22 protein-coding genes are annotated in these 24,431 nt (G+C 50.7%); 5 read left to right on the top strand and 17 right to left on the bottom strand.

Annotation, left to right across the window (positions count from 1 at the left end; translation table 11 throughout):
- Positions 1–101: 101 nt before the first annotated feature.
- Both ACJJIZ_RS07100 and ACJJIZ_RS07095 read right to left on the bottom strand, forming a co-directional pair.
- Positions 102–1,667 (bottom strand): M28 family peptidase, encoded by a 1,566-nt coding sequence (locus tag ACJJIZ_RS07100; RefSeq protein ID WP_444915663.1) that lies wholly within the window; start codon positions 1,665–1,667, stop codon positions 102–104.
- A 472-nt stretch (positions 1,668–2,139) separates the two neighbouring features.
- Positions 2,140–3,561: an amidase gene (locus tag ACJJIZ_RS07095; RefSeq protein WP_444915662.1), complete on the bottom strand. Its 1,422-nt coding sequence runs from the start codon at positions 3,559–3,561 to the stop codon at positions 2,140–2,142.
- A gap of 246 nt (positions 3,562–3,807) precedes the next feature.
- On the opposite strand from ACJJIZ_RS07095, the gene ACJJIZ_RS07090 reads away from it, so the two are divergent.
- Positions 3,808–4,368, top strand: coding sequence for a DUF2799 domain-containing protein (locus ACJJIZ_RS07090; protein WP_444915661.1), 561 nt, complete (start codon positions 3,808–3,810; stop codon positions 4,366–4,368).
- Positions 4,369–4,648: 280 nt separating this feature from the next.
- Here the strand turns inward: ACJJIZ_RS07090 and arfB are convergent, their stop codons facing one another.
- Entirely contained in the window at positions 4,649–5,068 is a 420-nt protein-coding gene (arfB, locus tag ACJJIZ_RS07085; protein WP_444915660.1) for an alternative ribosome rescue aminoacyl-tRNA hydrolase ArfB, read from the bottom strand.
- A gap of 426 nt (positions 5,069–5,494) precedes the next feature.
- On the opposite strand from arfB, the gene ACJJIZ_RS07080 reads away from it, so the two are divergent.
- The 3 genes from ACJJIZ_RS07080 (at position 5,495) to ACJJIZ_RS07070 (ending at position 8,965) form a co-directional block, all read left to right on the top strand.
- Positions 5,495–7,873: an autotransporter domain-containing protein gene (locus tag ACJJIZ_RS07080; RefSeq protein ID WP_444915659.1), complete on the top strand. Its 2,379-nt coding sequence runs from the start codon at positions 5,495–5,497 to the stop codon at positions 7,871–7,873.
- Positions 7,874–7,992: 119 nt separating this feature from the next.
- Entirely contained in the window at positions 7,993–8,532 is a 540-nt protein-coding gene (locus ACJJIZ_RS07075; RefSeq protein ID WP_444915658.1) for a GNAT family N-acetyltransferase, read from the top strand.
- 142 nt (positions 8,533–8,674) lie between these two features.
- The gene (locus ACJJIZ_RS07070) at positions 8,675–8,965 is read left to right on the top strand and encodes a DUF1540 domain-containing protein (protein ID WP_413663139.1); all 291 of its coding nucleotides are present in this window, start codon (positions 8,675–8,677) and stop codon (positions 8,963–8,965) included.
- 71 nt (positions 8,966–9,036) lie between these two features.
- On the opposite strand, the gene ACJJIZ_RS07065 is transcribed toward ACJJIZ_RS07070, so the two are convergent.
- The 14 genes from ACJJIZ_RS07065 to ACJJIZ_RS07000 form a co-directional block, all read right to left on the bottom strand.
- Positions 9,037–10,752: an AMP-binding protein gene (locus ACJJIZ_RS07065; RefSeq protein ID WP_444915657.1), complete on the bottom strand. Its 1,716-nt coding sequence runs from the start codon at positions 10,750–10,752 to the stop codon at positions 9,037–9,039.
- An 887-nt stretch (positions 10,753–11,639) separates the two neighbouring features.
- Positions 11,640–12,623, bottom strand: a complete 984-nt coding sequence (gene lipA, locus ACJJIZ_RS07060) for a lipoyl synthase (RefSeq protein ID WP_282931475.1) — start codon at positions 12,621–12,623, stop codon at positions 11,640–11,642.
- A complete protein-coding gene (gene lipB / locus ACJJIZ_RS07055; RefSeq protein ID WP_444915656.1) occupies positions 12,616–13,317 on the bottom strand; it encodes a lipoyl(octanoyl) transferase LipB in 702 nt (233 codons plus the stop codon). The genes lipA and lipB overlap by 8 nt, the downstream gene beginning before the upstream one ends.
- Positions 13,317–13,598 carry an HP0495 family protein gene (locus tag ACJJIZ_RS07050; RefSeq protein ID WP_282931473.1) on the bottom strand — a complete coding sequence of 94 codons (282 nt, stop codon included), beginning with the start codon at positions 13,596–13,598 and terminating at the stop codon, positions 13,317–13,319. The genes lipB and ACJJIZ_RS07050 overlap by 1 nt, the downstream gene beginning before the upstream one ends.
- Positions 13,599–13,765: 167 nt before the next feature.
- A complete protein-coding gene (locus ACJJIZ_RS07045; protein ID WP_444915655.1) occupies positions 13,766–14,911 on the bottom strand; it encodes a D-alanyl-D-alanine carboxypeptidase family protein in 1,146 nt (381 codons plus the stop codon).
- A gap of 249 nt (positions 14,912–15,160) precedes the next feature.
- Entirely contained in the window at positions 15,161–16,036 is an 876-nt protein-coding gene (locus tag ACJJIZ_RS07040; RefSeq protein WP_282931471.1) for a septal ring lytic transglycosylase RlpA family protein, read from the bottom strand.
- Between the two features lie 147 nt (positions 16,037–16,183).
- A complete protein-coding gene (gene mltB / locus ACJJIZ_RS07035) occupies positions 16,184–17,194 on the bottom strand; it encodes a lytic murein transglycosylase B (RefSeq protein WP_413663142.1) in 1,011 nt (336 codons plus the stop codon).
- A 42-nt stretch (positions 17,195–17,236) separates the two neighbouring features.
- A complete protein-coding gene (gene rodA / locus ACJJIZ_RS07030) occupies positions 17,237–18,382 on the bottom strand; it encodes a rod shape-determining protein RodA (RefSeq protein ID WP_444907411.1) in 1,146 nt (381 codons plus the stop codon).
- Complete coding sequence (gene mrdA / locus ACJJIZ_RS07025; protein ID WP_444915654.1) at positions 18,375–20,270, bottom strand: penicillin-binding protein 2; 1,896 nt, start codon at positions 20,268–20,270, stop codon at positions 18,375–18,377. The genes rodA and mrdA overlap by 8 nt, the downstream gene beginning before the upstream one ends.
- 120 nt (positions 20,271–20,390) lie before the next feature.
- Complete coding sequence (gene rlmH, locus ACJJIZ_RS07020) at positions 20,391–20,867, bottom strand: 23S rRNA (pseudouridine(1915)-N(3))-methyltransferase RlmH (RefSeq protein WP_444896240.1); 477 nt, start codon at positions 20,865–20,867, stop codon at positions 20,391–20,393.
- Positions 20,868–20,872: 5 nt separating this feature from the next.
- Positions 20,873–21,250: a ribosome silencing factor gene (rsfS, locus tag ACJJIZ_RS07015; RefSeq protein WP_413663146.1), complete on the bottom strand. Its 378-nt coding sequence runs from the start codon at positions 21,248–21,250 to the stop codon at positions 20,873–20,875.
- Complete coding sequence (nadD, locus tag ACJJIZ_RS07010; protein ID WP_444915653.1) at positions 21,247–21,930, bottom strand: nicotinate-nucleotide adenylyltransferase; 684 nt, start codon at positions 21,928–21,930, stop codon at positions 21,247–21,249. The genes rsfS and nadD overlap by 4 nt, the downstream gene beginning before the upstream one ends.
- A 48-nt stretch (positions 21,931–21,978) precedes the next feature.
- Complete coding sequence (locus ACJJIZ_RS07005) at positions 21,979–23,262, bottom strand: glutamate-5-semialdehyde dehydrogenase (protein WP_444915652.1); 1,284 nt, start codon at positions 23,260–23,262, stop codon at positions 21,979–21,981.
- 96 nt (positions 23,263–23,358) lie between these two features.
- A complete protein-coding gene (locus ACJJIZ_RS07000) occupies positions 23,359–23,940 on the bottom strand; it encodes an LON peptidase substrate-binding domain-containing protein (RefSeq protein ID WP_444915651.1) in 582 nt (193 codons plus the stop codon).
- A 188-nt stretch (positions 23,941–24,128) separates the two neighbouring features.
- Here ACJJIZ_RS07000 and ACJJIZ_RS06995 point away from each other — a divergent pair, with 188 nt between their 5' ends.
- Positions 24,129–24,410 (top strand): peptidylprolyl isomerase, encoded by a 282-nt coding sequence (locus ACJJIZ_RS06995; protein WP_282931463.1) that lies wholly within the window; start codon positions 24,129–24,131, stop codon positions 24,408–24,410.
- Positions 24,411–24,431: the final 21 nt, after the last annotated feature.

Genomic DNA, 24,431 nt, shown 5'->3' with positions numbered 1-24,431 from the left:
GCAAATGCTAAAAACTGCCAAACGTGACTTTTAGAAAGGCTGAAGTAAAAGTGACAGCAATGAGTTCACTTAAAAAAATAAATAGGTGAAATCAGCACCGTCTATTGAGGTGTATAAGTAACATCAACCTCATAATCCGATCCCAGGCGACTGTAACCCCGCACCATAAAATAGGCTTCACTCTCACCACTTGGCACGGTTAAGGAACAGTTCTCAGAGCTATCTCCCTCATAGGGACGGCAATCGTAATAGCGCCAAGTAGGTGCCGCACCAAAACGGACATATAGATCGGCATCATTAGTACCGGTCATATCCGCGATAAAATCTGTACCGGGCGTTACACTGAGAGGTCCATAGTGATCCTCCGAACCTCGCCCCACATCACCACTAAAGGTTTCTGTTTGTTCCTCACCGGGGTCTGGATCGGGATCGGGGTCCGGATCGGGGTCTGGGCCCGGATCATCCCCTATATAACCCTTGGCCAATTCAGCGACATAGGCAGCAGCAAGCTTTCCAAACTTCACCGCATGACTGGCATCTCCACCACTATTAGCGAGGGTATCACTTGAAGTGTGGATATAAGGGTTTGAGCCATTAAAAGTCGCCTCAAAAGGAAAGGAAACCGGATAACCCTGGTTATACCAAGATGCGTGATCAGAACACGCATAACCACAATAAGTTGTTCCAACAGTGAGGCCGCTCAGGTAGGTCTGGGCCAGATCCTCAAGAAAGCTATTCTGGGCACTATTGGTGTAATCTCCAATAATATAGATATCACTATTTGAGCCATAGTAATTAGTCATATCCAACTGCAAGGCACCTATCACATTTTTATTCTGTGATTTGTAATCGCTAGCAATATCATCTGACCCCCGCAGCCCCACTTCCTCAGCAGCGTACCCCATAAAAGCCAGCGTTTTATCCGGCTTATAGTCTGTAGCGACAATTGCATTAATGACATCAGTCAATGTTGCTATGCCAGACGCATCATCGTCAGCCCCCGGCGCTCTCGTACCTTCACCAGTGCCAAAACCGACCGTAGAATCCAGGTGCGCCCCCAGCACGATAATTTCATCCGGGTCAGTTTGCCCCTGAATCGTCAAAATTACAGAGGGTTGCGCCCAACTATGGCTATAAAGTTCGACAGAGGCATCACTTCGTGAATTCGTTAATGCCTGCCACTCATCCCTTATCCACTCAGCACCATCCACGCCGGTTGAAGTGGTGTAATAGCGATTAGTAAAATTCGACAAACTTTGAATAGTTGACCGTATATTAGACTCTGAGATCTCTGCCTGCAGGGCGTTAACCACATCTGCATTATCAATAGAGTAAGCGATCACGTTATTCACTGTTGTCGTCAGCGATGAAATCTGGGCAGCTTCTGCTTCCTCCAATGAGTCATGCACCATAAAGCCGCCACAACGGTTATGGTTGATATGCATCAGAGTCGATATTTCGGAAAGATTCTTTTCATTAACTTTTAGAATAGTGACTCCGTTACGTTCCTCACCTTGAATCGAGAGTGGTTGCTTGGCAACCAGGCTACTGTTTTGCTTTAAGGTTTTATAACCATCACTACCTATAGTTATCCACAGCTCTTCTGCCACAACAGCGCCGGGGAGTGCAAGAACCCCAACTAAAGACCTACTAATAATTTTTTTCATTATCTTCTCCACATTAAGTTAGCCCCCTGCGAATTCCTAATATTTCAAAAACACAGGCAGGCAATAAACACACATGCAAGAAGCCTGCACAAACAGCAGTTTTGAATCTCAATAATATTCAAATAATACAAAAACCAATGAGGATGGAACTACAGGCCATACCTATAAACAATCGCGGACAATCCAGAAATATTTTTATTATTCGAATTTCGAAAAGCGCAGAGAGAACAAACAAAACCGGATTGACCAATCCGGCAAGGAAAAGCTAGCACATTCAAATAAATACTAAAACAATTTGGCATCTTTCAACGTAAGAGCCGCAATAAACTTTAAGTGGATCACAAATACACAAAAAACATAGAATATAAAAACACTATTAATAGCAAATAGAACTAGGAATAATTTCTGAACTAAAGGGTTTTTCAGCCCTTTATTTTAATTAGATCTACAAGAATAATTTGAAGATTACAATTCACAAGGAATCCACCCAACCAGGAAGCCTCTTTTTTAATCCCTGCTGGTTTTGTAAAGCAGCGGCTGCACATAAAACGGTCTCATCAGCATATTTTCTGCCTACTATTTGCAAGCCTACAGGCAGACCACTCGCTGAAAAACCGCAATTGATTGATATTGCCGGATGGCCTGATAAATTGAAGGGGTAGGTATAAGGTGTCCAGGAATACCATAGAGAGCCTGGATTATTATCCGGCACATTGACCCCTGCACTAAATGCGGTAATAGGTAAAGTTGGGGTCACTAACAGATCATATTTCAGAAAAAATTCCTGTAATCGCTCGACAAAGTTATCTCGCCACTTCAGCGCGTCGAGATAATCAGGTAAGGATAATTTGTCCGCTTGTTCTGCGACCTCTAACAATTGGGGCTCCACCAGTTGGCGCCTGGTACTATCCATCGCCCTAAAGATACTCGCTATTCCCGCGCAAAATAGACAGCCAAAAGCTGCACTAGCATCATCAATACCTGGGTCAACCTCTACAACTTCAGCACCCAATTCCTGGAAGTGCATTACACTAGCAGAAACGTTGCTCACCACCATGGGATCAGGTTCTACGTAACCAAGACTGGGGCTGTAAGCAATACGCAACTTTCCTGTTCTTTCAATCAACCTTCCCTCTATAGCTGCAAGGAAATCAATGTTCCGACGTGGTATTGCGCGGATATCCCGATGATCCGGTTCACTGATTACATTCATCATCAGTGCACAGTCTTCCACCGTCGATGCTAAGGGCCCCACATGCACTAGGGAGGAGAAGGTACCTAATGGCCAATGGGGAACCTGCCCAAAACTCGGTTTGAACCCAACTGTGCCGCAAAAGCTAGCAGGAATCCGGATAGATCCACCACCATCAGCCCCCACAGCCAGAGGGCTCAATCCCAGTGATACTGCAACAGCGGCCCCGCCACTCGAACCACCCGATGTCTTATCCCTATCCCAGGGGTTTCTCGTAATACCGTCTATGGCATTATCCGTCACCGCCTTCCAACCAAACTCCGGTGTCGTGGTTTTCCCTATTGGTATGTACCCATGGCGTTGCAAAGCCGCAATGCAAGGGGCCGCACAACCCAATGTTGTCTCTGGGTCAATAATTTGGGAACCGAAAACTGTCGGCCACATCGGCGTGTAAAAAACGTCTTTTATTGCCACCGGCACTCCGTCAAGCAACCCTTTGACAGTACCAGACATATAGCGGCGCTCAGAGTCCCGTGCGTAGGCAATGCTGGTCTTCCTGTCTATCAGACAAAAAGCACTGACATGCCTATTTAGCTTCTCAATTTGATTGAGTAGCCCCTCGACAACCTCAACCGGCGAAAAACACTTCGCCCTGTATCCGCGTAACAACTCGAGAGCAGTCATCCCAACGAAATCGCTCATTGACCCAAGCTCACAATTACCGGCCCCCTAACACCATCAGATTAGTCGTCAGCGGAAAATTATCGGCGCCACTGTTGGTAGCAATTTGTTAACATAATGGCCATATGAAACTAGCGCTTCAGCTGCCAGTCAGGATCACTTGAGTAGGCTGTAGCAAAACTAATGAGATGGAAAACCACCGTGAAGTCTACTTCTACAATTGCCCTCCTCATATTTTTAGCAACCTCGATCTCAGGGTGTGCCACCATGAGTGAAGATGAATGTTATGTCGCAGATTGGCAGGCAATCGGGTATGAGGATGGCGCAGCGGGCAGGGACTTATCCTACCTGGGGAGACGCCGCGAATCCTGTGCAAAATATGGCGTAACGGTCAATACTAATGCTTACCGGGATGGGCGAGGTGAGGGGCTGGAGCTTTTTTGTACCGAGCTGCGCGGATTTGACCAAGGGCGCTCCGGTAACCACTATAACGGTGTCTGCCCCGCGGACCTCGAAGGGTTATTCCTGCGGGGGTACAATTCAGGCCAGGATATTTTTCTTGCCAAGTCAGCCGTTGAGGAAATTGTGTCGGCAATTCACAACTTGGAGTTGGAGAGAGAACACATTCTCGATGACATGACAGAAATTGGTGCACTGTTGGTCGATGAAGCAATCGACAATTCCGAACGAGTAACACTTATCGCTGACGTCGCTCGCCTAAAGGTTAGGCACTCTGAGCTAGGAATGGAAATAGCGGACTTACAATACGAACTAATGCAACGGGAGGCAGAGTACCAGCAAGCCCTCGCCCGCTCTCCTTACCTATAGATCTCTACCCCATCGAGGATACCTCTGCGGTCACTCTAGTCCGCAGGGGTTAACACCTATATAGCTTATTTCAACCAGCACACACCCTTCCCAGGTTTACGCCACCCTCTGTGAGTAGCTTAGGAATTCATATGAGAAAAGAAAAATAGGTCGGCTCTACAAATGATTCGATTACACTAGAGTTGAGATATCGCCCTACCCACCAACTAGAACATCCGTACTAAGGAGCCGGGTGATAGTAAAGCTTTGAGAAAATTTTTCCCTTTTCTAGGGAACTGTATTAGTGCTGATCTTTTACCTTACCCCTCATTGATTTCACCTGAGAACGACGATTTTTTGCTTGTAAACGGCGCTCCTTGGCACCTCGACTGGGCTTGGTAGCCACACGAAACTTTGGCCTGAATGCGGCTTTATCCACCAGCTCCTGTAATCGCTCTAGGGCATCTGCGCGGTTTTTTTCCTGGGTCCTAAACCTCTGGGCCTTGATAATCACCACTCCATCTGAAGAAATACGCCGATCTTTGAGCTTCAAAAGGCCATCTTTAATTAGCTGAGGAAGTGAAGAAGCCTGAATATCAAAGCGCAGGTGAATTGCACTGGAAACTTTATTTACATTTTGGCCACCGGCGCCTTGAGCGCGTATCGCACTCATTTCAATCTCATCTTGAGAAACCGATATCCTACCTTTTCCACAAACCATAAATATCCAAAGCCTGAGCTACATCGTTTTACTAAAAATACAAAACTCTATGACTATTTTGCCCAAATAGTGCAGCTATTAACCAGTCCCACTACACAGATACAATTCGCCATTGACAGAAATCAATATACCGAAAAATGCTTTCTATAAAGTGAGGATATCAGGGGGTAAACCTCATTTACCGGGAAACCCTCATTAAGTAATATTGCGCCAGCCAAATAAAAGCTAGTGAAGCGGCCTGAGGGCCGACCAGAATACGCGGGATGATTTGTGACTTATTTTCAAGTCTCAGTCAAATCCGCTAACATTGCCCAGCTTCCTCGAAGTACTGGAGCAAAGAACAATAAAGACTCGCGCCCTGTAGTTTCCTCTGGACTGCTCCCGATGTCTCCGCGGGTGTGAGATTACCGCGACAAGGAGAAAACCATGCACAACGCCAAGCGTAGCCTCGCAGCGGCCATTGCACTCGCAACAATGACAAGCTCAGCAGCTTTTGCTAAAGACACCGCCTTTTCCCAAGTTATCGCCTTTGGTGACAGTCTGACTGATGTTGGCAACTACGATGTGTTCACCAATGGTGGCGACGATCGTGAAGTAGCAATTAGTCTTTTATCCCAGAATCTCGGCTTGGGTGCAGTTACACCGTCTTGTGCAGGTATGCAATCTTCCTTTTGCCTACCCACCGTAGACCCCTCACTGAGTGCAGAGGATCTTGAAGCTTCCGTTACTGCTCAGATTGCTGCTGGATTGAGCAATGCTGGTACAGGCTGGGCCGTAGGTGGACATAAAGCTGCTGATGTTCTGATGAATATCATCGGCCCCGACAACTATGCGGCCTACCTGCAAGCATATGGCCTGGAAGCTGACCCGAGCCGTCATAACCTGTTAAGCGCCCTGATGCCAACCACTGGTGACGAAGGCTTAACGCCCAGCTATCCAGACTCCCAACTGTTGGGTCAATTGCTAGTACAACAGGCCACAGCAGCCCAACTAGTAGCTGAAGCCGAAGCAGCTAAGGCTGAGGGAGATATGGCTACTTATGCCGAGCTGATGACCCAGGCCGCCGCTATGAGCGATGCCATCGAAGGCACCTTTGCTGGTCTTATCGCCACATCTGGAACCTCGGGCAACCCACACCCACTGGGAATGGGCTACCTGGAAAGCACTCTGGGAAGTGCTGATCACAACGCTCTTTATTGGGTAAACGGCGGTGGTAACGACTTGCTCAGCGGTTTCGAAGATGTCGTCGCTGGCACCTCAACCATCGAAGAAGTCACTGCGGACCTAGACGTTGCGTCAACTATGCTGGCAAGCGCAGCTGGCGCCCTGTCCGATGCAGGTGCCAATTACATCCTCGTATCCAATGTACCCGATGTCAGCAAAACTCCTGGCGTTTACGCTGCTGCATATGAAGCCGTTTACTCCAGCGACAATGCAGAGGCTCTGCAAGCTGCGGTTGATGCTGGACTGATGACCCAGGAAGATGCGGATGCCAAGCTGGCCACCGCCTTCGAAGAGATACTTTTCGAAGCAAGTACAACTTCTGAAACCTTCAACTCAGCACTGTTAGCTAAGGCCAAGGATATCGACGGCGTTCTGATGGTTGACCAAGCAGGTATCCTGAAAGTCGCCCTTAATAACCCGACCATCTTTGGTTTATCCTCCTCAGAGAACCAACTGTTCTGTTACGACGGCAGTGGCAACGACTGTATTGAGCACTCCGTTTATGGCATTAACGGCACCGACCCCGATGCAGACAAGCTGATCTTCAACGACAGTGTTCACCCCACTCAAATTGGTCAGGAAATCCTCGGTGACTACTACACCGCAATCGTGAATGCTGCTCAGGTTGCCGGTCAGCTGCCTGATATCGCAATCCAGGCTACTCGCACCCACACCAACAGCCTTGACGAGAGCCTGGCCAGTGTTCGTTACCGCACCGCTCAGACTGGCGTTTTCGCCGGTAGCTCCCTGGGTAACGTCGACTACGATACCGATTACACCGCCAATGTCAGGGGAGATGGCTATTCCAATATTCTCGGCCTGACTTACGCCGTGCGCGACAATGCGGAAATCGGTTTTGCAGTGAGCCGCTCCAATATTGATGTGGATAATTCACAGCTTGCTATTGACTCCACTTCAACCAACTACAGCGTCTTTGGCCGTATGCACTACGAAATTTTCTTTGTCGAAAGTAACGCGACCCTGACCGATGTAGATTACGATGACGTCAGCCGCGCTGTCGCTCTGGGTGACACTTACAACGGCAACCTGACTGGCAATACGTCTGGCGAGAGCTTGTCCCTAGGAATTACAGCCGGTGCCAACCTACTCAGTAGTGAGACCTTCCAGTTCGGTCCATTTGTAAGCTTTACCAAGGTCACTACTGATGTAGACGGCTACACCGAAGACGCTATCGAGGGCTTCACTTATACCGACTTGAGCGGTAATGAGCTCGACCCTCTCGGCATGCACTACGGCGACCAAGAACGCCGTATTAGAAACATGCGTTTTGGCGCCTTCGCTAATAAGAGCTGGGATACCATTAACGCTTACGCCGAAATCTGGTACGAAGATAATAACGGCACAGAAGAAGACACCATTGAGGTTGGCGTGAAATCCATGGAAGGCAATATGAATGCCATGCCAAGCTACGCCAGTGTCGATGAGGGCATCTTCAACGGTGGCATGGGTATGATTGCCGGTATTCGCTGGCAAGCAGCTGACGCTATCGCAGTTAGCGCGACTGTCGCTTCCCGTCCAACGACTGAATCTGCTTCTGTCAATTTGACCTACCGCTTCTAAGCAACACTGTGCCCCCTTTCAGGGGGCACAGTCTCCCCCCTCCTTATTGATCTGCATTGATCTGCAAACACCAAAACTTTCCCACTCCATTTTGGCGTTGGAAGAACAGGGATTCTCATATGTTTAAGCTGGAGACTGACAATCTTATTATCCAAGAGATAAATGCAGAACAAGACAGTACCCTAATTCTGTCACTGCTCAACGACTCTGCGTTCCTACAAAATATTGGCGATCGTGGCGTGCGCACTAAGGAAGACGCCTACCATTTTATCCTGAACGGCCCCGTTGCCATGTATCGGGAACACGGCTTTGGTATGTACAAGGTGTCCTTGAAAGATGGCACTGCTATAGGAATCTGCGGATTAGTCAAACGCGCAGGACTGGATGGTATCGATATCGGTTTTGCCTTTTTACCTGATTTTCGCGGCCGGGGTTTCGCTCTGGAATCGGCACAAGCTGTCATGCAATACGCGAGAGAGAAATTGGGCCTACGACGCATTCTCGCCATTGCACAACCCAGTAACACGCCCTCAATTAAGTTATTAAAGAAGCTGGGCTTAAGTGCTGAAAAAGAAATTGTGCTGCCCGGTGAAACGAAAACAGTATTGTTACTGGCTTGGCAGCAAGAAGTAATGGAGAAAAATTCCTATTCGGAATAAAGGTTATCCACCCAAAAACTATTTGCGATAACAGCTTTGCCTGTTCTAACAAAATAAAAATACCACACAGACCCTGTGGTTTTTCATTGACATGCAACCATGCTGGTCTAGTCTCCAACTTACTATTAAGGAGAGGACTGCCATGATTATCGCAACCGATATGCCAGAAGTCAGTCGATGTGCCGCCAGCCAATGCGCTTATAACGCCAATGATGCTTGCCACGCCAGAGCAATTACCATTGGTGACGGTGCCGATCCCGACTGTGATACTTTCTTCACCAACTCCCGTCATACAAGCAGCTCCCGTACCGCCGGAGTTGGTGCCTGCAAAATGGAAGACTGTAAATTTAATGATGACTTCGAGTGCTCAGCAGAAAGTATTCAAATTGGACTGACAGGAAAATCCCAGCACTGCCAGAGCTACACTCACTAACTAGGCAACCAACAACCCAATAAAAAAGCCCGGATCAATATTCACCGGGCTTTTCTATTAATCGGGGGCGATTAACTCACAGGTTCAAGTGAAGCCTCTTTTGAGCCCTCACTCACCGCAGTGCGAGGCTCCCATACAATCCCCTTGGTATCCACGTGTTGTTTAAATAAAGGCTGATAATGAGCTTCAAGTACCTTTCGCTTAATCTTTAGTGTCGGCGTTAGGAATTCATTGAGGGGAGTCCACTCTTCCTTGGTAATAAAGATGGTCTTAATCCGCTCATGTTGCGGTAACTTATCATTTACCGAAGTCAGTAGCTTCTGCAAATGCTCATTAACTTCTCCCCGTGGTAATTTCTCAGCGGACTCGGAGATAGTCACCAGCATTACCGGCTGATCCATACCGTGCCCCAGAACACAGAGCTGGGCCAGCATTGTCTCATTACCAAAAAATCCTTCGAGTCGGCTGGGCTGAATAAACTTGCCTTTACTGGTTTTGAAGGTTTCTGAAATACGCCCAGTGATATGTACCAGGCCGTCCTTATCAATAAATCCAGAATCACCCGTGTGGTAATAACCGTCCCGTATTACCTCCGCAGTTTTTTCCGGTTCAAGATAGTATCCCTTCATCAAGGAACCGCTCTTAAAGAGTATCTCCCCTTCCTCAGAAATCTTAACTTCACAGCCGTGATAAGGCTTACCAACCGTCCCCGGCACAGGATCTTCCCCCGGCGGAGCAAAGCAACCATAAATAAAATTCTCGGTCATACCGTAGCCATCGGCCACCTTCATTCCCATGCGGTGGTACCACCGCAGTAGTTCAATGGAAATAGGGGATGCGCCGCTAACCAATATTTCTGCATCATCCAACCCCAGACCATTGCGAACTTTCTTTCTCAACCAGGTATTGATTCCAGGAATACGTAGCAGTACTTCTTGCAGTGACGGCGGGATTTTTTCATCAATTCCCTCTTTAAACTTGGTCCAAAGACGAGGAACCGAGAAGAACATCGTCGGGCGCGTGCGCTTTAAATCTTCCAGGAAAGTATCCAGAGATTCGGGGAAATGAATTGGGGTACCAGAATACAAACAATGGAATTCAACCAATATCCGCTCTGCAGCATGAGCTAAGGGCAAATAGGAAAGAACACGGTCATTCTCATCCATTCCATAACCGCGAATCATATTTGGGGAGACAAAAACCACCGAAGACCAGCTATGCATAACCCCTTTTGGATTACCTGTAGTTCCAGAGGTGTACATGATCGTAAAGATATCATCCAGATCAAAAGTCGGCCTCTCCTCAAAGCGCTCACTCTCTTTGATTAGGGTTTCCAGATCCTGGTCACAACGGATCTCACAGCGCTGGATAGCGACCGAGGGCAGCATATCAGCAACTTCCTGTAGAGCCGCATTATTGTCGGTGGCCCCACAGAAAAGCAATTTCGATTCAGAGTGCTGTAAAACATAAGTCATTGAGGAGACAGATTGACCTGGGTAAAGCGGCACGCTGATCATTCCCGCCAGCATGATACCCACATCCACAATAATCCAGTCCGCACAATTTTTGCCGTGAATAGCGATGCGATCACCGGGCTCGTACTGAGCGCGCAGGTAGCCAGCAATCCTGCGAGCCCGATCCATTACCTCACCCCAGGTATAGTCTCTCCATTGCCGCTGCTGCATTTGGCGAAGAAAGACCGTATCAGCCTGCTGCGCCTCCCTCTGATAAAGAAGCTCTAAAGGTTGCAGGCCCTTCACCTTCTCGTACTTTTCTTCCGGGGTCATCGCTAGTCCTCTCTGATTATTGTGTTTTTTTTAATTATGAGCAGTATCATTTGTCCGGGCAGATTGCACCAATATGCAGCACACCCTGAGCGGAGTTACCAAGATAACTAAGCAGTAAAGCCATTAAATAACGACTTTTACCCGGCTTGGCTAGATCCGCCGAATGAATATGGCAGATGAAACACCTAAAAAGGCAGAATCTCTGACAGTTATTGTTTTACCTTAAGTTACTGAAGATCAGCTATTAGTGCAATTATTGTTATCAACAATAAAATGCGAATGACTGGTCACAAAGGAGCAGGCTCTTTGCTGCTTAATTGGGACATCAGGTCTAACAAAAGTATCCCTTTTATCAGGGCGCTACTTACTAATAGGACTAAAAACTAGAGCATTGTGGTACACAGTGTCACATGAGTGTAATTCAAAATTACTTTTGATTTCTTAAAAATAATCCGCACCAATTTCTTGTTTGATATCAGGGTTACAGAGAAACAACCTGAGACAACAAGCAAAAACAAATAGCAACACCCAACTTAAAAAGCCCGAAAACTACAAAAGCTTCCTTTTAGCAAGTGCGAGCACCCAGGTAAAACTAAAAACGACAAAAGCCGCGGAGACTTAAAATCCATTTAAGGCAATTAATACAATAACCTTAATTTAATTAAGAACATTAACAGCTCTTAAATATTGAAAATAGCCGCCTCAATACTTCAGAGAAAATAACTTTAATTTCTCATTCAAGAATATACTTTCAGAGCTCGCAACACCGAAAGCATTGTCAGTTTTATTTAAAAATAGATGTGTTTAACTGGGCGTTAAAAGCGAGATTGAGGAGGGAGAAATGGGGAGAGGGATGTGAAAAACACCCCCCTCTCCTACAAATTGTATTAACCTACCTTTTCTCCGTGAGCCTGCTTATCAGCATGGTAAGAAGAGCGTACCAAGGGACCACAGGCCGCGTGCTTAAAGCCGATTTGCTCGGCGTAGCGGCGATACTCTTCAAACTCATCCGGGTGGACGTAGCGCTGCACCGGCAAGTGTTCTTTACTCGGTTGCAGATACTGGCCGATCGTAAGCATATCGATATCATGCTCGCGCATATCGTCCATTACCTGGAAAATTTCCTCTTTCTCCTCACCCAGGCCAACCATCAACCCGGACTTGGTCAGTACGTCAGGGCGACGCTTTTTGTATTCCTGCAGCAGCTTTAAAGACCACTTGTAATTGGCACCGGGACGAGACTCTTTATACAGGCGTGGCACAGTTTCCAAATTGTGGTTAAACACATCCGGAGCTTCTTTCTCCAGAATGTCCAGCGCTACATCCATACGGCCGCGGAAATCCGGAGTGAGAATTTCCACTTGCAGGTTCGGGGATTGCGCTCTCGATTCACGAATACAATTGGCAAAATGCTCGGCGCCACCATCGCGCAAGTCATCCCGGTCAACAGAGGTGATTACCACATAGCGCAAACTCATTGCAGCAATGGCATCCGCCAGGTTCTTAGGCTCTTCCGGGTCCAGTGGATTGGGCTTACCGTGGCCTACGTCGCAGAAAGGACAGCGACGGGTACAGATTTCACCCATGATCATAAATGTCGCGGTACCGCCACTAAAGCACTCTCCCAAATTAGGGCAGCTCGCCTCTTCACAAACCGTTGACAGTTTTTGTGAGCGGAGAATATTTTTGATGCGATCCACTTCTTTTGAAGCGGGAACCTTTACGCGAATCCAGTCAGGCTTACGCAGCAGGTTATCGCTGGCAATTACCTTCACCGGGATACGCTCTACCTTATCGCCATCGCGAAGTTTCTCCCCCTGCTGGAGGCGGCGAGTGCGCTTAACGGGCACCAGGTCGGGTTTATCAGCCATTACTTAATTCCTGCTGTTCTGCGCTCAGCTGCGCAAATACTTTTTCATCAATGGGTTGCCACTGGGCGTCGGGCAACTGAAGAGTGTGGAGTAGCTCGCGTACAAAAATCTCGGCGACCTGGCTCCAACTCGGGGTTGGTTCCAATATTTCTGCCATCTGCACCATCTGCATCCCCGCATAGCCACAGGGGTTGATCCGCAGGAATGGAGCCAGATCCATATCGATATTGATGGCGATACCGTGGAAACTGCACCCCCGCCGAACTCGCAATCCGATAGAGGCAATTTTACTCCCCGCACGTGGGCCTTCAGTGAGGTAGACCCCAGGCGCATCGGCCCTGGGTGCCGCTGCAACACCAAAGGTTTCCAGCATTGCCACCGTGGCAGTTTCTAGGGCAGTGACCAGATCACGCACGCCGATTTTTGCTCTGCGCAGGTCCAGCAATGGGTACACCACCAACTGGCCGGGGCCGTGATAAGTCACCTGTCCCCCACGATCCACCTGAACCACGGGTATATCACCGGTATTCAGCAGGTGCTCGGCTTTGCCTGCCTGCCCCTGGGTGAAAACCGGCTCGTGCTCTACACACCAGATCTCGTCGGCAGTTTCGCCATCGCGACTATCGGTATAGCGCGACATAGCCTGCCAGACACTCTTGTAATCTCGCCGCGCAAGATCGCGAACAATGGTCATCAGAGCACCATATGCACAGCGGGGTGCTGTTTCAGTTCTTCAAATAATGCTTTGAGCTGCTCCTCACCAGTGGCGAGGATAAAGAAAGTCATTGAGGTGAATTTACCAGTACTACTGTCACGCAAGGTAACGCGCTCTTCATCCAGGCCGGGGGCATGGCGACGCATCACATCCAGTACAAATTCGTGCGCCTCATCATTGGCATCACGCACGACCTTGACCATGTAGTCTTCGCAGGGAAATTCAATTTTCGGGGCTTTTTGATTGGGATCTTGACTCATACCACTCTCCGGGGCCGGGCTGTTAGATATTGAGAAAAGCTTAGGCACAGCCGGGCGGCGATTATACAGCGGCTAAACAGCAGTGGACAGTGAGCAAAAGGGGAAGTGGACAGAGAGTGGGGAGGGATGGACAGGGATGGGAATCATTCCCATCCCTAAATCAGCAATTAGCTAAAAAAGCCCATTACAAAGCGCTTGATGGAGTCCCACATGCGCTTGAAGAAACCAGCACGCTCCACATCTTCGGCAGCAACTGCTTTAACATCGGCGACAGTCTCACCATCCAGGGTCACAACAACTTTACCCACTGGCTGGCCCTTCTGCACAGGCGCTTCCAGCTCACCATCCACAATCAGGTCAGCTTTAATGCCTTCCTCACCACCTCGGGGGATGGTAACGAATACATCTTTAGCTACGGCAATACCCACGCTGGGCTCTTTACCGCCCCAGACACGCTCCGCCTGCAACTCTTCACCCTGACCATAGACCTTATGGGTTTGGTAGTAGCGGAAGCCGTAGGCGAGCAGTTTTTGGGTTTCAGAGGCGCGCTTCTCATCACTGTCGGTGCCGACAACAATAGCAACCAGGCGCATGCCGCGCTTCATTGCAGAAGCTACCAGGCAGTACCCTGCTTCTTCCGTATGGCCGGTCTTAATTCCATCTACAGAGGAATCGCGCCACAGCAAACGGTTGCGGTTGGGCTGGTTAATGCCGGAGTAGCTGAAATACTTCTCGGAATAAATATCGTAATGCTCTGGGTGGTCCATTATCAGCGCGCGCGCCAATACACCCAGGTCATGGGCAGTCGTTACATGCCCCTCTGCAGGCCAGCCAGTGGCGTTGACGAAGTTAGTATCTTCCATTCCCAGCAGCTCTGCCTGCTGGTTCATAACTTCGGCAAAGACCTCTTCACTACCGGAGACGTGTTCTGCAAGGGCGATACTCGCATCGTTACCGGATTGAATAATCACACCGCGCATCAAGTCGATAACCGGCACCTGGTCACCCACTTTGACAAACATCTTGGAGCCACCCTTGCGCCAGGCCTTTTCAGAGATACGAACCATATCGTTTTCTTTGATGCTCCCCTTAAGGATCTCCTCAGAAACGATATAGGCCGTCATCATCTTGGTTAGGCTTGCCGGCGGTACCGGAGTATCCGCCTCGTGCTCAACCAGGACCTGACCGGTATTGGCATCTAAGAGCAGGTAAGACTTCGCCGCCAATTGAGGCGGTGCAGGGATAAGAGATTGCGCCTGGGCCAGGCCCGCACATAACAACAGGAAAGAACAGGCGATAATCCGTGTGATCATAGGTATATGTCTCGTCATTCCTCGTTTTCGTTGGCTTAACCTGCAACGAAATCTACAAGGTTAATCAGCGGCACTAGAGCTTGTCACCAAACGCCGCCTATCATTACAAAATTACAAAATACAAGAAAAAACGCGTCAATGCGCACTATTTTGTGAACGGGTATTCAAATGACTGCCACCGATAGCATCAGTCACAATCATTTAAGGCAGATATCACCCTTCCCTATTGATACCCAAGAGCCCACAACACTATTCGTAAACTACTTGTGGCTGTCCAAATTGCTTTTGCTCAACAGTTTCCCGCGCTGTTGCCAAAGCTCTCTGCTGGGTGAGTGGGCCAATTCGAACTCGATAATAAGTCTTGCCGCCACTCTGAACAGAACTAACAGCAACAGGATAGTCAATGGCCGCTGCCAATTGGGTGCGAATTTCCTGGGCCTGCGCGGAACTGCTATAAGCACCAACTTGCAGATAGGTATTGTCGGGCAACTTGATAGTCGTATCTTCCGCCAAACCAGCGGTGCCATCACTATTGGCCAGCACTTCATTGGCCGCCGGCAACGCGGCCGGGTCCAGAGCCTCTACCTCAACCCGAGCAATGCCTTTATCAATGTATCCAAGCTTTTGCGCAGCAGTATAACTGAGGTCGATGATGCGCCCGTGCACAAAGGGCCCCCGATCGTTTACCCGCACGATAATACTGCGGCCATTGTCGAGATTGGTGACCTTGGCATAGCTGGGCAGTGGTAGCGTTTTATGGGCAGCAGACATGGCATACATATTGTAGACCTCGCCATTTGCCGTGCGTCGGCCGTGGAATTTTGTTCCATACCAGGAAGCCTGCCCCACCTCTTTATAGCCCTTGACGTCATTGCGTACACGATACGTGACACCGTTGACCTTATAAGGGGATTTATTGCCGGCGTCGCCGATCGGCTCGCGGACAGGGATCGGCTCAGGGGCTGCTTGCATATTTACCGGAGCAGCAGGGCCACTATCCTTGATGCTATTAAAGTCCGGTTGCTTGGTGTTTTCGGTTTTCTGTGGTTTTGGCTGCGGGCCACTACAGGCCGCTAATATCAGGACCGCCAGGGCCACTCCCCAACGCGCTTTGCACTGAAACATAATCCCCCCGGCGCGCGACAACTTATTGCTGCCGTCTCCAAGCCGCTATTATCTGGAACTGCTAAATAAAATAGAAAAATATGAACACTAAAAACCCAAATGGTTCCCTCCATTTGGGTTAAATTTAGCTGCGGGACTGAAGCCGCCTTAAGACTTGCCGCCTCTCGCTTTAACGATCTCTTGGGCCAGGTCATTGACGGCCATAGCGTAGAGACGACTGCGGTTATAGCGGGTGATAGTCGCGAAATTATTCAAGCCGAGCCAATACTGTTTTCCCTGCTCAGTTTGCAGGGAGAAAACATTGGCCGGCATTTCCGGAGCCACCTGGCTAGTAGCGTTAAAGCCTTTGTCCGCCAATTCTCCAACGGTCCACTGCGGCTGCAGAGTATCGTTGACGATTGTCATGTCCGCATTCGGGCGGGGGCTGGCCAGTACCGCAACCGGTTCACCGGGCTTCCATCCATGTTTAACGAAATAGTTAGCCACACTGCCGATCGCATCAGTAGGGTTGTTCCATATATCCGCCTTGCCATCGTCGCTGAAGTCCACCGCATAAGAGCGGTAGCTTGAAGGCATGAATTGACCGTAGCCCATAGCCCCAGCATAAGAGCCCTTGAGAGCCAAGGGGTCCATATCCTGCTCACGAGTCAGCAGAAGGTAGTTTTCTAACTCTTTGGTAAAAAACGCAGAGCGACGGGGGTAGTTAAATGCCAGCGTGGAAAGTGCATCCAAAACCCGGTAGCCGCCCATATTACCGCCGTATCGGGTTTCAATTCCGATGATGGCAACAATCATCTCTGCCGGTACACCGTATTTCTTTTCAGCCTCAGCCAGGGCCTCGGCATTTTGATCCCAAAAGTCTACCCCACCGGCAATGCTCTGCGGGGTAAGAAACATTTTGCGATATTCGTGCCAGGGCTTGGCTTTCTCAGCTGGCCGTTTGATCGCCTTTAGGATGGAATCTTTGCGCTTGGCCTCACGCATCAGAGTCTGCATTTCTTCGCGATTAAAATCGTGCTCTTCCACCATATAATCTACGAATTCTTGCGCTTGTTTATTATTTCCGTGACCCGGTTCCTGCGCACAGGCGGCGAGGGCCAGTCCCATCCCGATTAATAATCCCGAGGTCCACTTCAAAACGACCGCTCCTGTCTTCATCTCGCGTCTCTAAATCCGGTTATTGTCCCTATGCAGTGCTCCTCAAAAGTGAACTCTGCGCCGCTCAGTGCCAACAGCCATCAACAAGCCAAATCCGGCCATCAATGTAATCAAGGATGTCCCGCCGTAACTAATCACTGGCAAAGGCACCCCCACCACCGGCAACAATCCTGTAACCATACCAATGTTTACAAATACATAGACAAAAAAAGTGAGGGTAATACTCCCCGCCAACAGTCGGCCAAATACGTGCTGGGCCATAAAGCTGATGTAAATGCCGCGGGAAATAATCAGTACATATAGCAAAAGCAGCAACAGGGCGCCGCGCATACCCCACTCCTCCGACAGTACCGCGATAATAAAATCGGTATGGCTCTCCGGCAGGAAATCGAGCTGTGACTGGGTTCCCTGCAGGTAGCCTTTGCCGTAAACACCACCGGAGCCGATAGCCGCTTTGGAGTTAAATATATTCCAACCAGCACCAAAACGGTCATCATCTGGGTTGAGTAGGGTCAAAATTCGCTGCCGCTGGTAATCGTGGAGCCCCCAGTGCCAAATTGGATAGGCAGCAACCAACAGCGCCATTGCTGCCGCACTGATCATCTTCCAACTCAACCCCGCTAGATACAGGGCAAAAAGACCGGACGCCGCAATCAGGATCGAAGTCCCCAAATCCGGTTGCCGTACGATAAGAGCTGCGGGAATCGCCACAATTGCCAAAGCTCCAATCACTGTGGTCAGTGATGGCGGCAAACGGCGTTGATGCAGGTAAGCTGCCACTGCCATGGGGACACCGAGCTTCATCACTTCCGATGGCTGGAAGCGAAACCCGCCTATCTCCAGCCAGCGCTGTGCCCCCATCGCCTTGGTACCAAAGAACAATACCCCAACCAATAGCGCACAACCGGCCAAATAGGCCCAGGGGGACCAGCGCCGATAAAAATCCAGGGGGATTTGCGCAACGATAAACATGCCCACAAAGGCCACGCACATAAAAATTGACTGGCGCCGCACATAGTTCATATCACCGCCAGAAGCGCTGTACAGCACTCCAAGTCCTACAGCGGCCAACACCAACAACAGCACCAGTAGCGGTATATCAATATGCAGGCGGCGTGAGAGACTGACCGGCTTGCGCAGACTGCCGTGGGCATCTGACAAACGGTGGGAGAAATCGCGACTAGCCATTGCCAGCCCCCTCGCTCAAATAAGTGGTATCCGCCGTCTTTTGCGGTTCCAACTGCGGGCGTGACATCCACTCCGCAAATAGCTCTCTTGCCACCGGAGCAGCAACCTTGCCGCCGCCCTCGCCATTCTCGACTAGTACCGAAACAGCGATACGGGGGTTATCCACAGGCGCGAAAGCCACAAACAGGGCGTGGTCTCGGTGGCGCTCTTGCAGGGCCTCTGAGTCATAGCGCTCCCCCTGGGCAATGCCGACCACCTGAGCGGTACCGGACTTACCCGCCACGCGGAAATCCAGATCTTTACCTGCCCGTTTCCCGGTACCGGTACGGTGGTTGACTACAGCCTCCATTCCCTCGAATACCAAATCCCAGTGATCAGGGCGGGCCTCGAGGTTGTGCAGTATCTCGGGAGGTTGCTCCACCCCGTTGATCGACTTGACCATCTGCGGGCGGTAGTGGGTGCCGCGATTGGCAATCGTGGCAGTCATTACTGCAAGCTGCAGTGGCGTCGCCAACACAAACCCCTGCCCCAGCACCGCATTCAAACTGTCACCGGGGAACCAGGGCATTCCGCGGGCGCCGCGCTTCCAATCTCTAGAGGGAAACAACCCGGAGCGTTCCATGGGCAGATCAATTCCGGTCTTGCTGCCCAAGCCAAAATGAGAGGCGATGCTGTGCATATCATCGATATCCCAGCGGTGCGCCATATCCCAAAAGTAGACGTCACAGCTCTGCGCCATGGCCTGTATCAGATCCACTTTCTCACCGTGCCCCCAGCGCACGTGGTCGCGGTAGATGCGCGGATCGTTGGGCAGCTTGTAAAAGCCGGGGTCCTTGACTGTACTCTCTCGGGTAATAATGCCCGCCTGGAGTCCACCCAGCCCCATCAACGGCTTTAAAGTGGAACCCGGTGGATACTGACCCTGCACCGCCCGATTAAACAGGGGCACATCGAGGGAATCGCTGAGGGCGCGATAGTCGGCAAAGCTGATGCCGGTCACAAACAAGTTGGGGTCGAAGGACGGCTTGCTGACAAACGCCAACACGCCACCGCTATTTACATCGATCGCAACTACTGCACCGCGGCGATCTCCCAGGGCATCAGAGGCGACTTGTTGCAGTTGAGCATCCAGGTTGAGCACCAGATCCGAGCCCGGTTTGGGGTCCTGGCGCTCCAGTACTCGTAAAACCCGGCCACGAGCATTAATTTCAACATTTTCATAGCCGACCTCTCCGAGCAGGAGGTCCTCGTAGGAGCGTTCCAACCCAACCTTACCGATGCTGCGGGTACCGCGATAGCGGCGCACATCACCCTCGGTAAAGTTACTCAGGTCCCGGTCACTGATTCGCCCCACATAGCCCACACTGTGGGCAAATAAATCCCCAAGGGAGTAGTAGCGCACCAACTCCGCCTCCACTGACACCCCAGGCATACGGAATTGATTAACACTGATCCGTGCGATTTCATCTTCGTTCAATCGAAACCGGAGAGGCACTGGCTCATAGGGGCGCCGGCGCTTGAGGCGTTTTTGGAACTTGGTGACATCATTTTCATCGAGTCGCACCAGGTTACCGATCAGCTCTAAAGTGGCATCCATATCGCGCACGCGCTCGCGAACAATCGACAAGTTATAACTGGCGCGGTTATCGGCTAGCAAAATGCCGTTGCGGTCGTAGATCAATCCACGGGTCGGCGCGACCGGGCGCACCTGGATACGGTTCTCATCAGATTGAGTGCGGTAGTCTTCGTAATTAACCACCTGGAGGTTGTAGAAACGCGCTACGAGAACACCCAATAAAAAGATAACCCCCACAAGCGCCACCAACATACGATTGCGAAACAATCGCTGCTCGGTATGGGGGTCCTTGAGATGGTAATCGTGCGGCATCAGAATTTATTCGATGGTTTTTGACTGGCGTGCAAAAAATCTAATTCCCTACATTAACACAGGGCGAGTCAGGAGAGAGAACCGAGTCGGCAAATCTCTCCGCGACTTATCGCAAATATTTTATTTGTGGTAGGGATGGCCGGCCAATAATGTCCAGGCGCGATAAATTTGTTCAGCCAGAACCACCCTCACCAGCGGGTGTGGCAAGGTCAGTGGGGACAGAGACCAGCGCTGGCGCGCACGGGCGAGGCAGTCTTCGGATAAACCGTCGGGCCCGCCAATTAACAGGCTGATATTTTCCCCAAGCATTTGCCAATCACTTAATTGCGCCGACAACTGCTCGGTACTCCAGGGCTTGCCTTTCACATCGAGCGCTACCACGTGGTCCCGCGGTCCCAAAGCGGCGAGCATCGCCTCGCCCTCTTTTTTTCGCGCTTTTTCAATCAGGGCTGCAGAGCTCTTTTGGCCTCGTTGGCCGAGTGGAATTTCCACCATTTCCAGAGCAATTTCCCGGGGCAGGCGCTTAGCGTACTCGGCGTAGCCCTCCTGCACCCAAGCCGGCATTTTTCCACCGGCGGCAAGAATGCGGATTTTCACAGCAATTAACCCTGGTGCGGATCACTGCCATCGGCATCGTCACGGGTATTCGGAGTCATAGACCAGAGTTTTTCCAGATCGTAGAAACCGCGAACATCTGCGAGCATCACGTGAACAACCAAGTCACCGTAGTCGACTAATACCCACTCGCCCTGGTCAACACCTTCAACACCAATGGGGCGAATACCTTCTTTTTTCAGCTCGTCTACAACGTTCTCTGCCAGGGACTTAACCTGGCGGCTGGAAGTACCAGTACAGATCAGCAGATTGTCCATTACATCTGAAAGCCCGGAAACATCCAGGGAAACAATATCCTTACCTTTCAAATCTTCCAGCGCATTGAGAGCGATATCTTTAATATTTGTCATAACACCTTGATTCATTGCGGGTCGCCTGAAGCAACCTCTGTATAAAGTCGATGATCTTCTATGTACTGCAACACAGTTGCGGGCAGTAAATAGCGTGGCGACTGGCCACTTTTAATTAATTCGCGAATTTGCGTCGCGGAAATTGGCAACATGGTCTGCTCCCGCAACAGCAGGCAACCACATGCTCGTGTATGCAAGCCTGCAACCGTGCCCCGATGATTCTCCAGCAGTTCTGCCAGAGGGCCATGCTCTTCGCTATCGCGATCTGGCAGGTGCCAGCCCGGCCTTGTTACCACCACCAGATGTGCCAGCTCCAAGAGGCGCTCCCAGCGGTGCCAGCGGTGCAGACTCAATAGGGAGTCCAATCCCATGCAGAAACTGATGGAGGCTTCACCTCCCAGTTCACTGCGCAGCTCCTCCAGGGTATCTACCGTATAAGTAGCTCCGCCACGATGGAGTTCTCGCTCATCCAGGGTGAGCTCATCACACCCCTCAAGCGCCAGAGCCAGCATTTCGCTACGCTGGCGGGACGATACACCTGGCGTCTGCCGGTGGGCAGGCTGGTGGCTGGGTAGCAGGCGCATTTCATCAAATTCGAGCACCTGGCGCAGCTCCAGCGCCATGCGCAAATGGCCGAGATGAATCGGATCAAAGGTTCCGCCAAACAGGGCCAACTTATGCCTTTTGCTCGCCACAATTATTTCTCGTACCCCCCGCACTCGCTGCCCCAAAGGGAAAAGTGCTTATTGCCGGATATGGCCATCTCCGAACACAATCCATTTTTGCGAAGTGAGCCCTTCCAGGCCAACCGGGCCGCGGGCGTGGATTTTATCAGTACTGATACCAATTTCCGCCCCCAAGCCGTACTCGAAACCGTCAGCAAAGCGGGTTGAGGCATTAATCATCACTGAGCTGGCATCCACAGCACTCATAAAACGGCGGCTGCGACTGTAATCCTGGGTGACAATTGCCTCGGTGTGGCCGGATCCGTAACAGGCAATATGGTCCATAGCCGCTTCCATATCCGCAACAACACGCACAGCGAGAACCGGGGCAAGGTATTCCTCACTCCAGTCATCTTCTGTCGCCGCTACACAGTGAGCAATGATTTCACGGGTCCGGTCACAACCGCGCAATTCAACCCCTTTGTCTTCGTAGGCACCAGCCAAGCGCGGCAGTATATCCGCCGCAACCATCTCGGCAACTAAAAGTGTTTCCATGGCGTTACAAACACCATAGCGATGGGTCTTGGCATTGAGGGCGATATCGAAAGCTTTGTCCAGGTCAGCCCGATCATCGATATACACATGACAAACACCGTGTAGGTGTTTGATCACCGGCACCCGGGCTTCGCGACTGACCCTTTCAATCAGGCCGGTTCCACCCCTGGGTACAATCACATCCACATATTCCGGCATAGTAATCAGGGCACCCACCGCTGCTCGATCGGTGGTATCGACAACCTGCACCGCCGTTTCCGGTAAACCCGCTTCTCGCAAGCCAGCGGTAATACAGGTGGCAATTGCCTTGTTCGAGTGCAGCGCTTCACTGCCTCCACGCAAAATTGTGGCATTGCCGGATTTTAAGCACAGGCTCGCTGCATCAATGGTCACATTGGGCCTGGACTCATAAATAATGCCCACCACCCCTAGGGGCACACGTATTTTGCCCACTTGAATACCGCTGGGGCGATAGCGTAAATCTTCAACTTCTCCCACCGGGTCGGGCAGCTCTGCCACCTGCACCAAGCCCTCGATCATGCCATCGATGCGGGCATCGTTAAGCTCCAGACGATCCAGAAGAGCCGCATCTAAGCCGCGCTCGCGACCCGCCTGCATATCCAATGCATTGGCCTTCAGTAGAGACACCCGCTGAGTCTCCAGTTGGGCAGCGATGGCTTTGAGAGCATTATTCTTGGTGGAGGTATCCGCGGCAGCTATCTGTTTGGCGGCGGTACGGGCGGCGCGCCCCATTTGTTCGAGCTTGGCGCGAGTGGATTGCTGATCAGCGGTGTCTGTGGCGGTCACTTGGCTCTCCGTGCAAAATCCGGTCGGCCGCGCAGTATAACCCAGCGAGACCCGGTTTAAAGTGCCGATTACCGGGCCGCACAGCTTTGTATCTAGCTATTCCCGCGTCCAACGGTCCAGGTTCTCGGCGATAGTAGCAAGTCGCATAAGAGGATCTTCTACCGCCAGCAGATCGGTGCGAACCTTATCCTCCAATGGCAGAAGCTGAGCCAATTGCCAGGAAAGTGAGTCCGCAGACTCCACCGGCTCAAATTTAAGTGATAGCGTCTGTGCCCGCTCCTTCAACTCCTCCAATACCGACAGAAGACCATCGCAATCCGCCGGAATCGGCTTTTCATCTTCATCTGGTATCCATTCCACCTCCCCCAGAAGCAGGTCATCTTCTGCGCGACGGGTGTGGACAATGCGAAAGCGACGCCGACCTTTAACCTCCACATTTAGCAGCCCTCCCTCACCCTGCCCCCAATCCACGATGTCGACATAAACACCGAGAGGCCATACTGAAGCGCGCCCCACTTCGCCCCCGGAGCGAATCAAAACAATGCCGAAGCCGCTATTGGTTTTCATGGACTCACTGACAAGGTGAATATAGCGCTGCTCAAAAATCCGCAGGGGCAAAGTCACGCCGGGGTATAGAGGGACACTCAGGGGAAAAAGGGGTATCTGTTGCAAAGTCATCACTCATTATTTTTTGTGTACCCTAAAGATAACATCGCCCTAGGGAACTCTGCGGCAGGTTAAGAGACTTTTTACCGCCAACCGGTTGGATTGGGAGCAAGTTTTTCCACTTTGCGGTAATTGTCGCTGGCAAGCCCAACACCCAGCCTTTAAGCTGCTGCGGTAAATTGACCAAACGGAGATTTTTCATGCCTACAGCAACCGCTCGCCATATCCTGGTTGAAAATGAACAGCAGTGCCAGGACCTGAAACAGCAAATCGAGAACGGCGCTGACTTCGGTAAAATTGCCGAGCAGTACTCCCAGTGCCCCTCTAGCCGTTCCGGCGGTGACCTGGGCTCTTTCAGCAAGGGAATGATGGTTCCCGAATTTGACAAGGTCGTATTTTCCGAAGAGCTGCACAAGGTGCATGGCCCAGTCAAAACCCAGTTTGGCTACCACCTGCTGGAAATTACCAGCCGCCAGGACTGAGTCCCGACTGTTGAGCAGACA

This window comes from Microbulbifer maximicatervae (SeqCode) (genome assembly GCF_052467225.1).
This window is presented reverse-complemented; position numbering and strand designations above follow the sequence as displayed.

Excerpts from the sequence above, each read along its gene's own strand:
- mrdA (WP_444915654.1), bottom strand. The coding sequence starts at position 20,270 with ATGCCGCACGATTACCATCTCAAGGACCCCCATACCGAGCAGCGATTG.
- ACJJIZ_RS07075 (WP_444915658.1), top strand. The coding sequence starts at position 7,993 with ATGTTTAAGCTGGAGACTGACAATCTTATTATCCAAGAGATAAATGCA.
- ACJJIZ_RS07095 (WP_444915662.1), bottom strand. The coding sequence starts at position 3,561 with ATGAGCGATTTCGTTGGGATGACTGCTCTCGAGTTGTTACGCGGATAC.
- rodA (WP_444907411.1), bottom strand. The coding sequence starts at position 18,382 with ATGGCTAGTCGCGATTTCTCCCACCGTTTGTCAGATGCCCACGGCAGT.
- ACJJIZ_RS07090 (WP_444915661.1), top strand. The coding sequence starts at position 3,808 with ATGAGTGAAGATGAATGTTATGTCGCAGATTGGCAGGCAATCGGGTAT.
- ACJJIZ_RS07080 (WP_444915659.1), top strand. The coding sequence starts at position 5,495 with ATGCACAACGCCAAGCGTAGCCTCGCAGCGGCCATTGCACTCGCAACA.
- ACJJIZ_RS07050 (WP_282931473.1), bottom strand. The coding sequence starts at position 13,598 with ATGAGTCAAGATCCCAATCAAAAAGCCCCGAAAATTGAATTTCCCTGC.
- ACJJIZ_RS07070 (WP_413663139.1), top strand. The coding sequence starts at position 8,675 with ATGATTATCGCAACCGATATGCCAGAAGTCAGTCGATGTGCCGCCAGC.
- rsfS (WP_413663146.1), bottom strand. The coding sequence starts at position 21,250 with ATGAATCAAGGTGTTATGACAAATATTAAAGATATCGCTCTCAATGCG.
- mltB (WP_413663142.1), bottom strand. The coding sequence starts at position 17,194 with ATGAAGACAGGAGCGGTCGTTTTGAAGTGGACCTCGGGATTATTAATC.
- arfB (WP_444915660.1), bottom strand. The coding sequence starts at position 5,068 with ATGGTTTGTGGAAAAGGTAGGATATCGGTTTCTCAAGATGAGATTGAA.
- ACJJIZ_RS07000 (WP_444915651.1), bottom strand. The coding sequence starts at position 23,940 with ATGACTTTGCAACAGATACCCCTTTTTCCCCTGAGTGTCCCTCTATAC.
- ACJJIZ_RS07040 (WP_282931471.1), bottom strand. The coding sequence starts at position 16,036 with ATGTTTCAGTGCAAAGCGCGTTGGGGAGTGGCCCTGGCGGTCCTGATA.
- lipB (WP_444915656.1), bottom strand. The coding sequence starts at position 13,317 with ATGACCATTGTTCGCGATCTTGCGCGGCGAGATTACAAGAGTGTCTGG.
- lipA (WP_282931475.1), bottom strand. The coding sequence starts at position 12,623 with ATGGCTGATAAACCCGACCTGGTGCCCGTTAAGCGCACTCGCCGCCTC.
- ACJJIZ_RS07065 (WP_444915657.1), bottom strand. The coding sequence starts at position 10,752 with ATGACCCCGGAAGAAAAGTACGAGAAGGTGAAGGGCCTGCAACCTTTA.
- ACJJIZ_RS07100 (WP_444915663.1), bottom strand. The coding sequence starts at position 1,667 with ATGAAAAAAATTATTAGTAGGTCTTTAGTTGGGGTTCTTGCACTCCCC.
- ACJJIZ_RS07045 (WP_444915655.1), bottom strand. The coding sequence starts at position 14,911 with ATGATCACACGGATTATCGCCTGTTCTTTCCTGTTGTTATGTGCGGGC.
- ACJJIZ_RS06995 (WP_282931463.1), top strand. The coding sequence starts at position 24,129 with ATGCCTACAGCAACCGCTCGCCATATCCTGGTTGAAAATGAACAGCAG.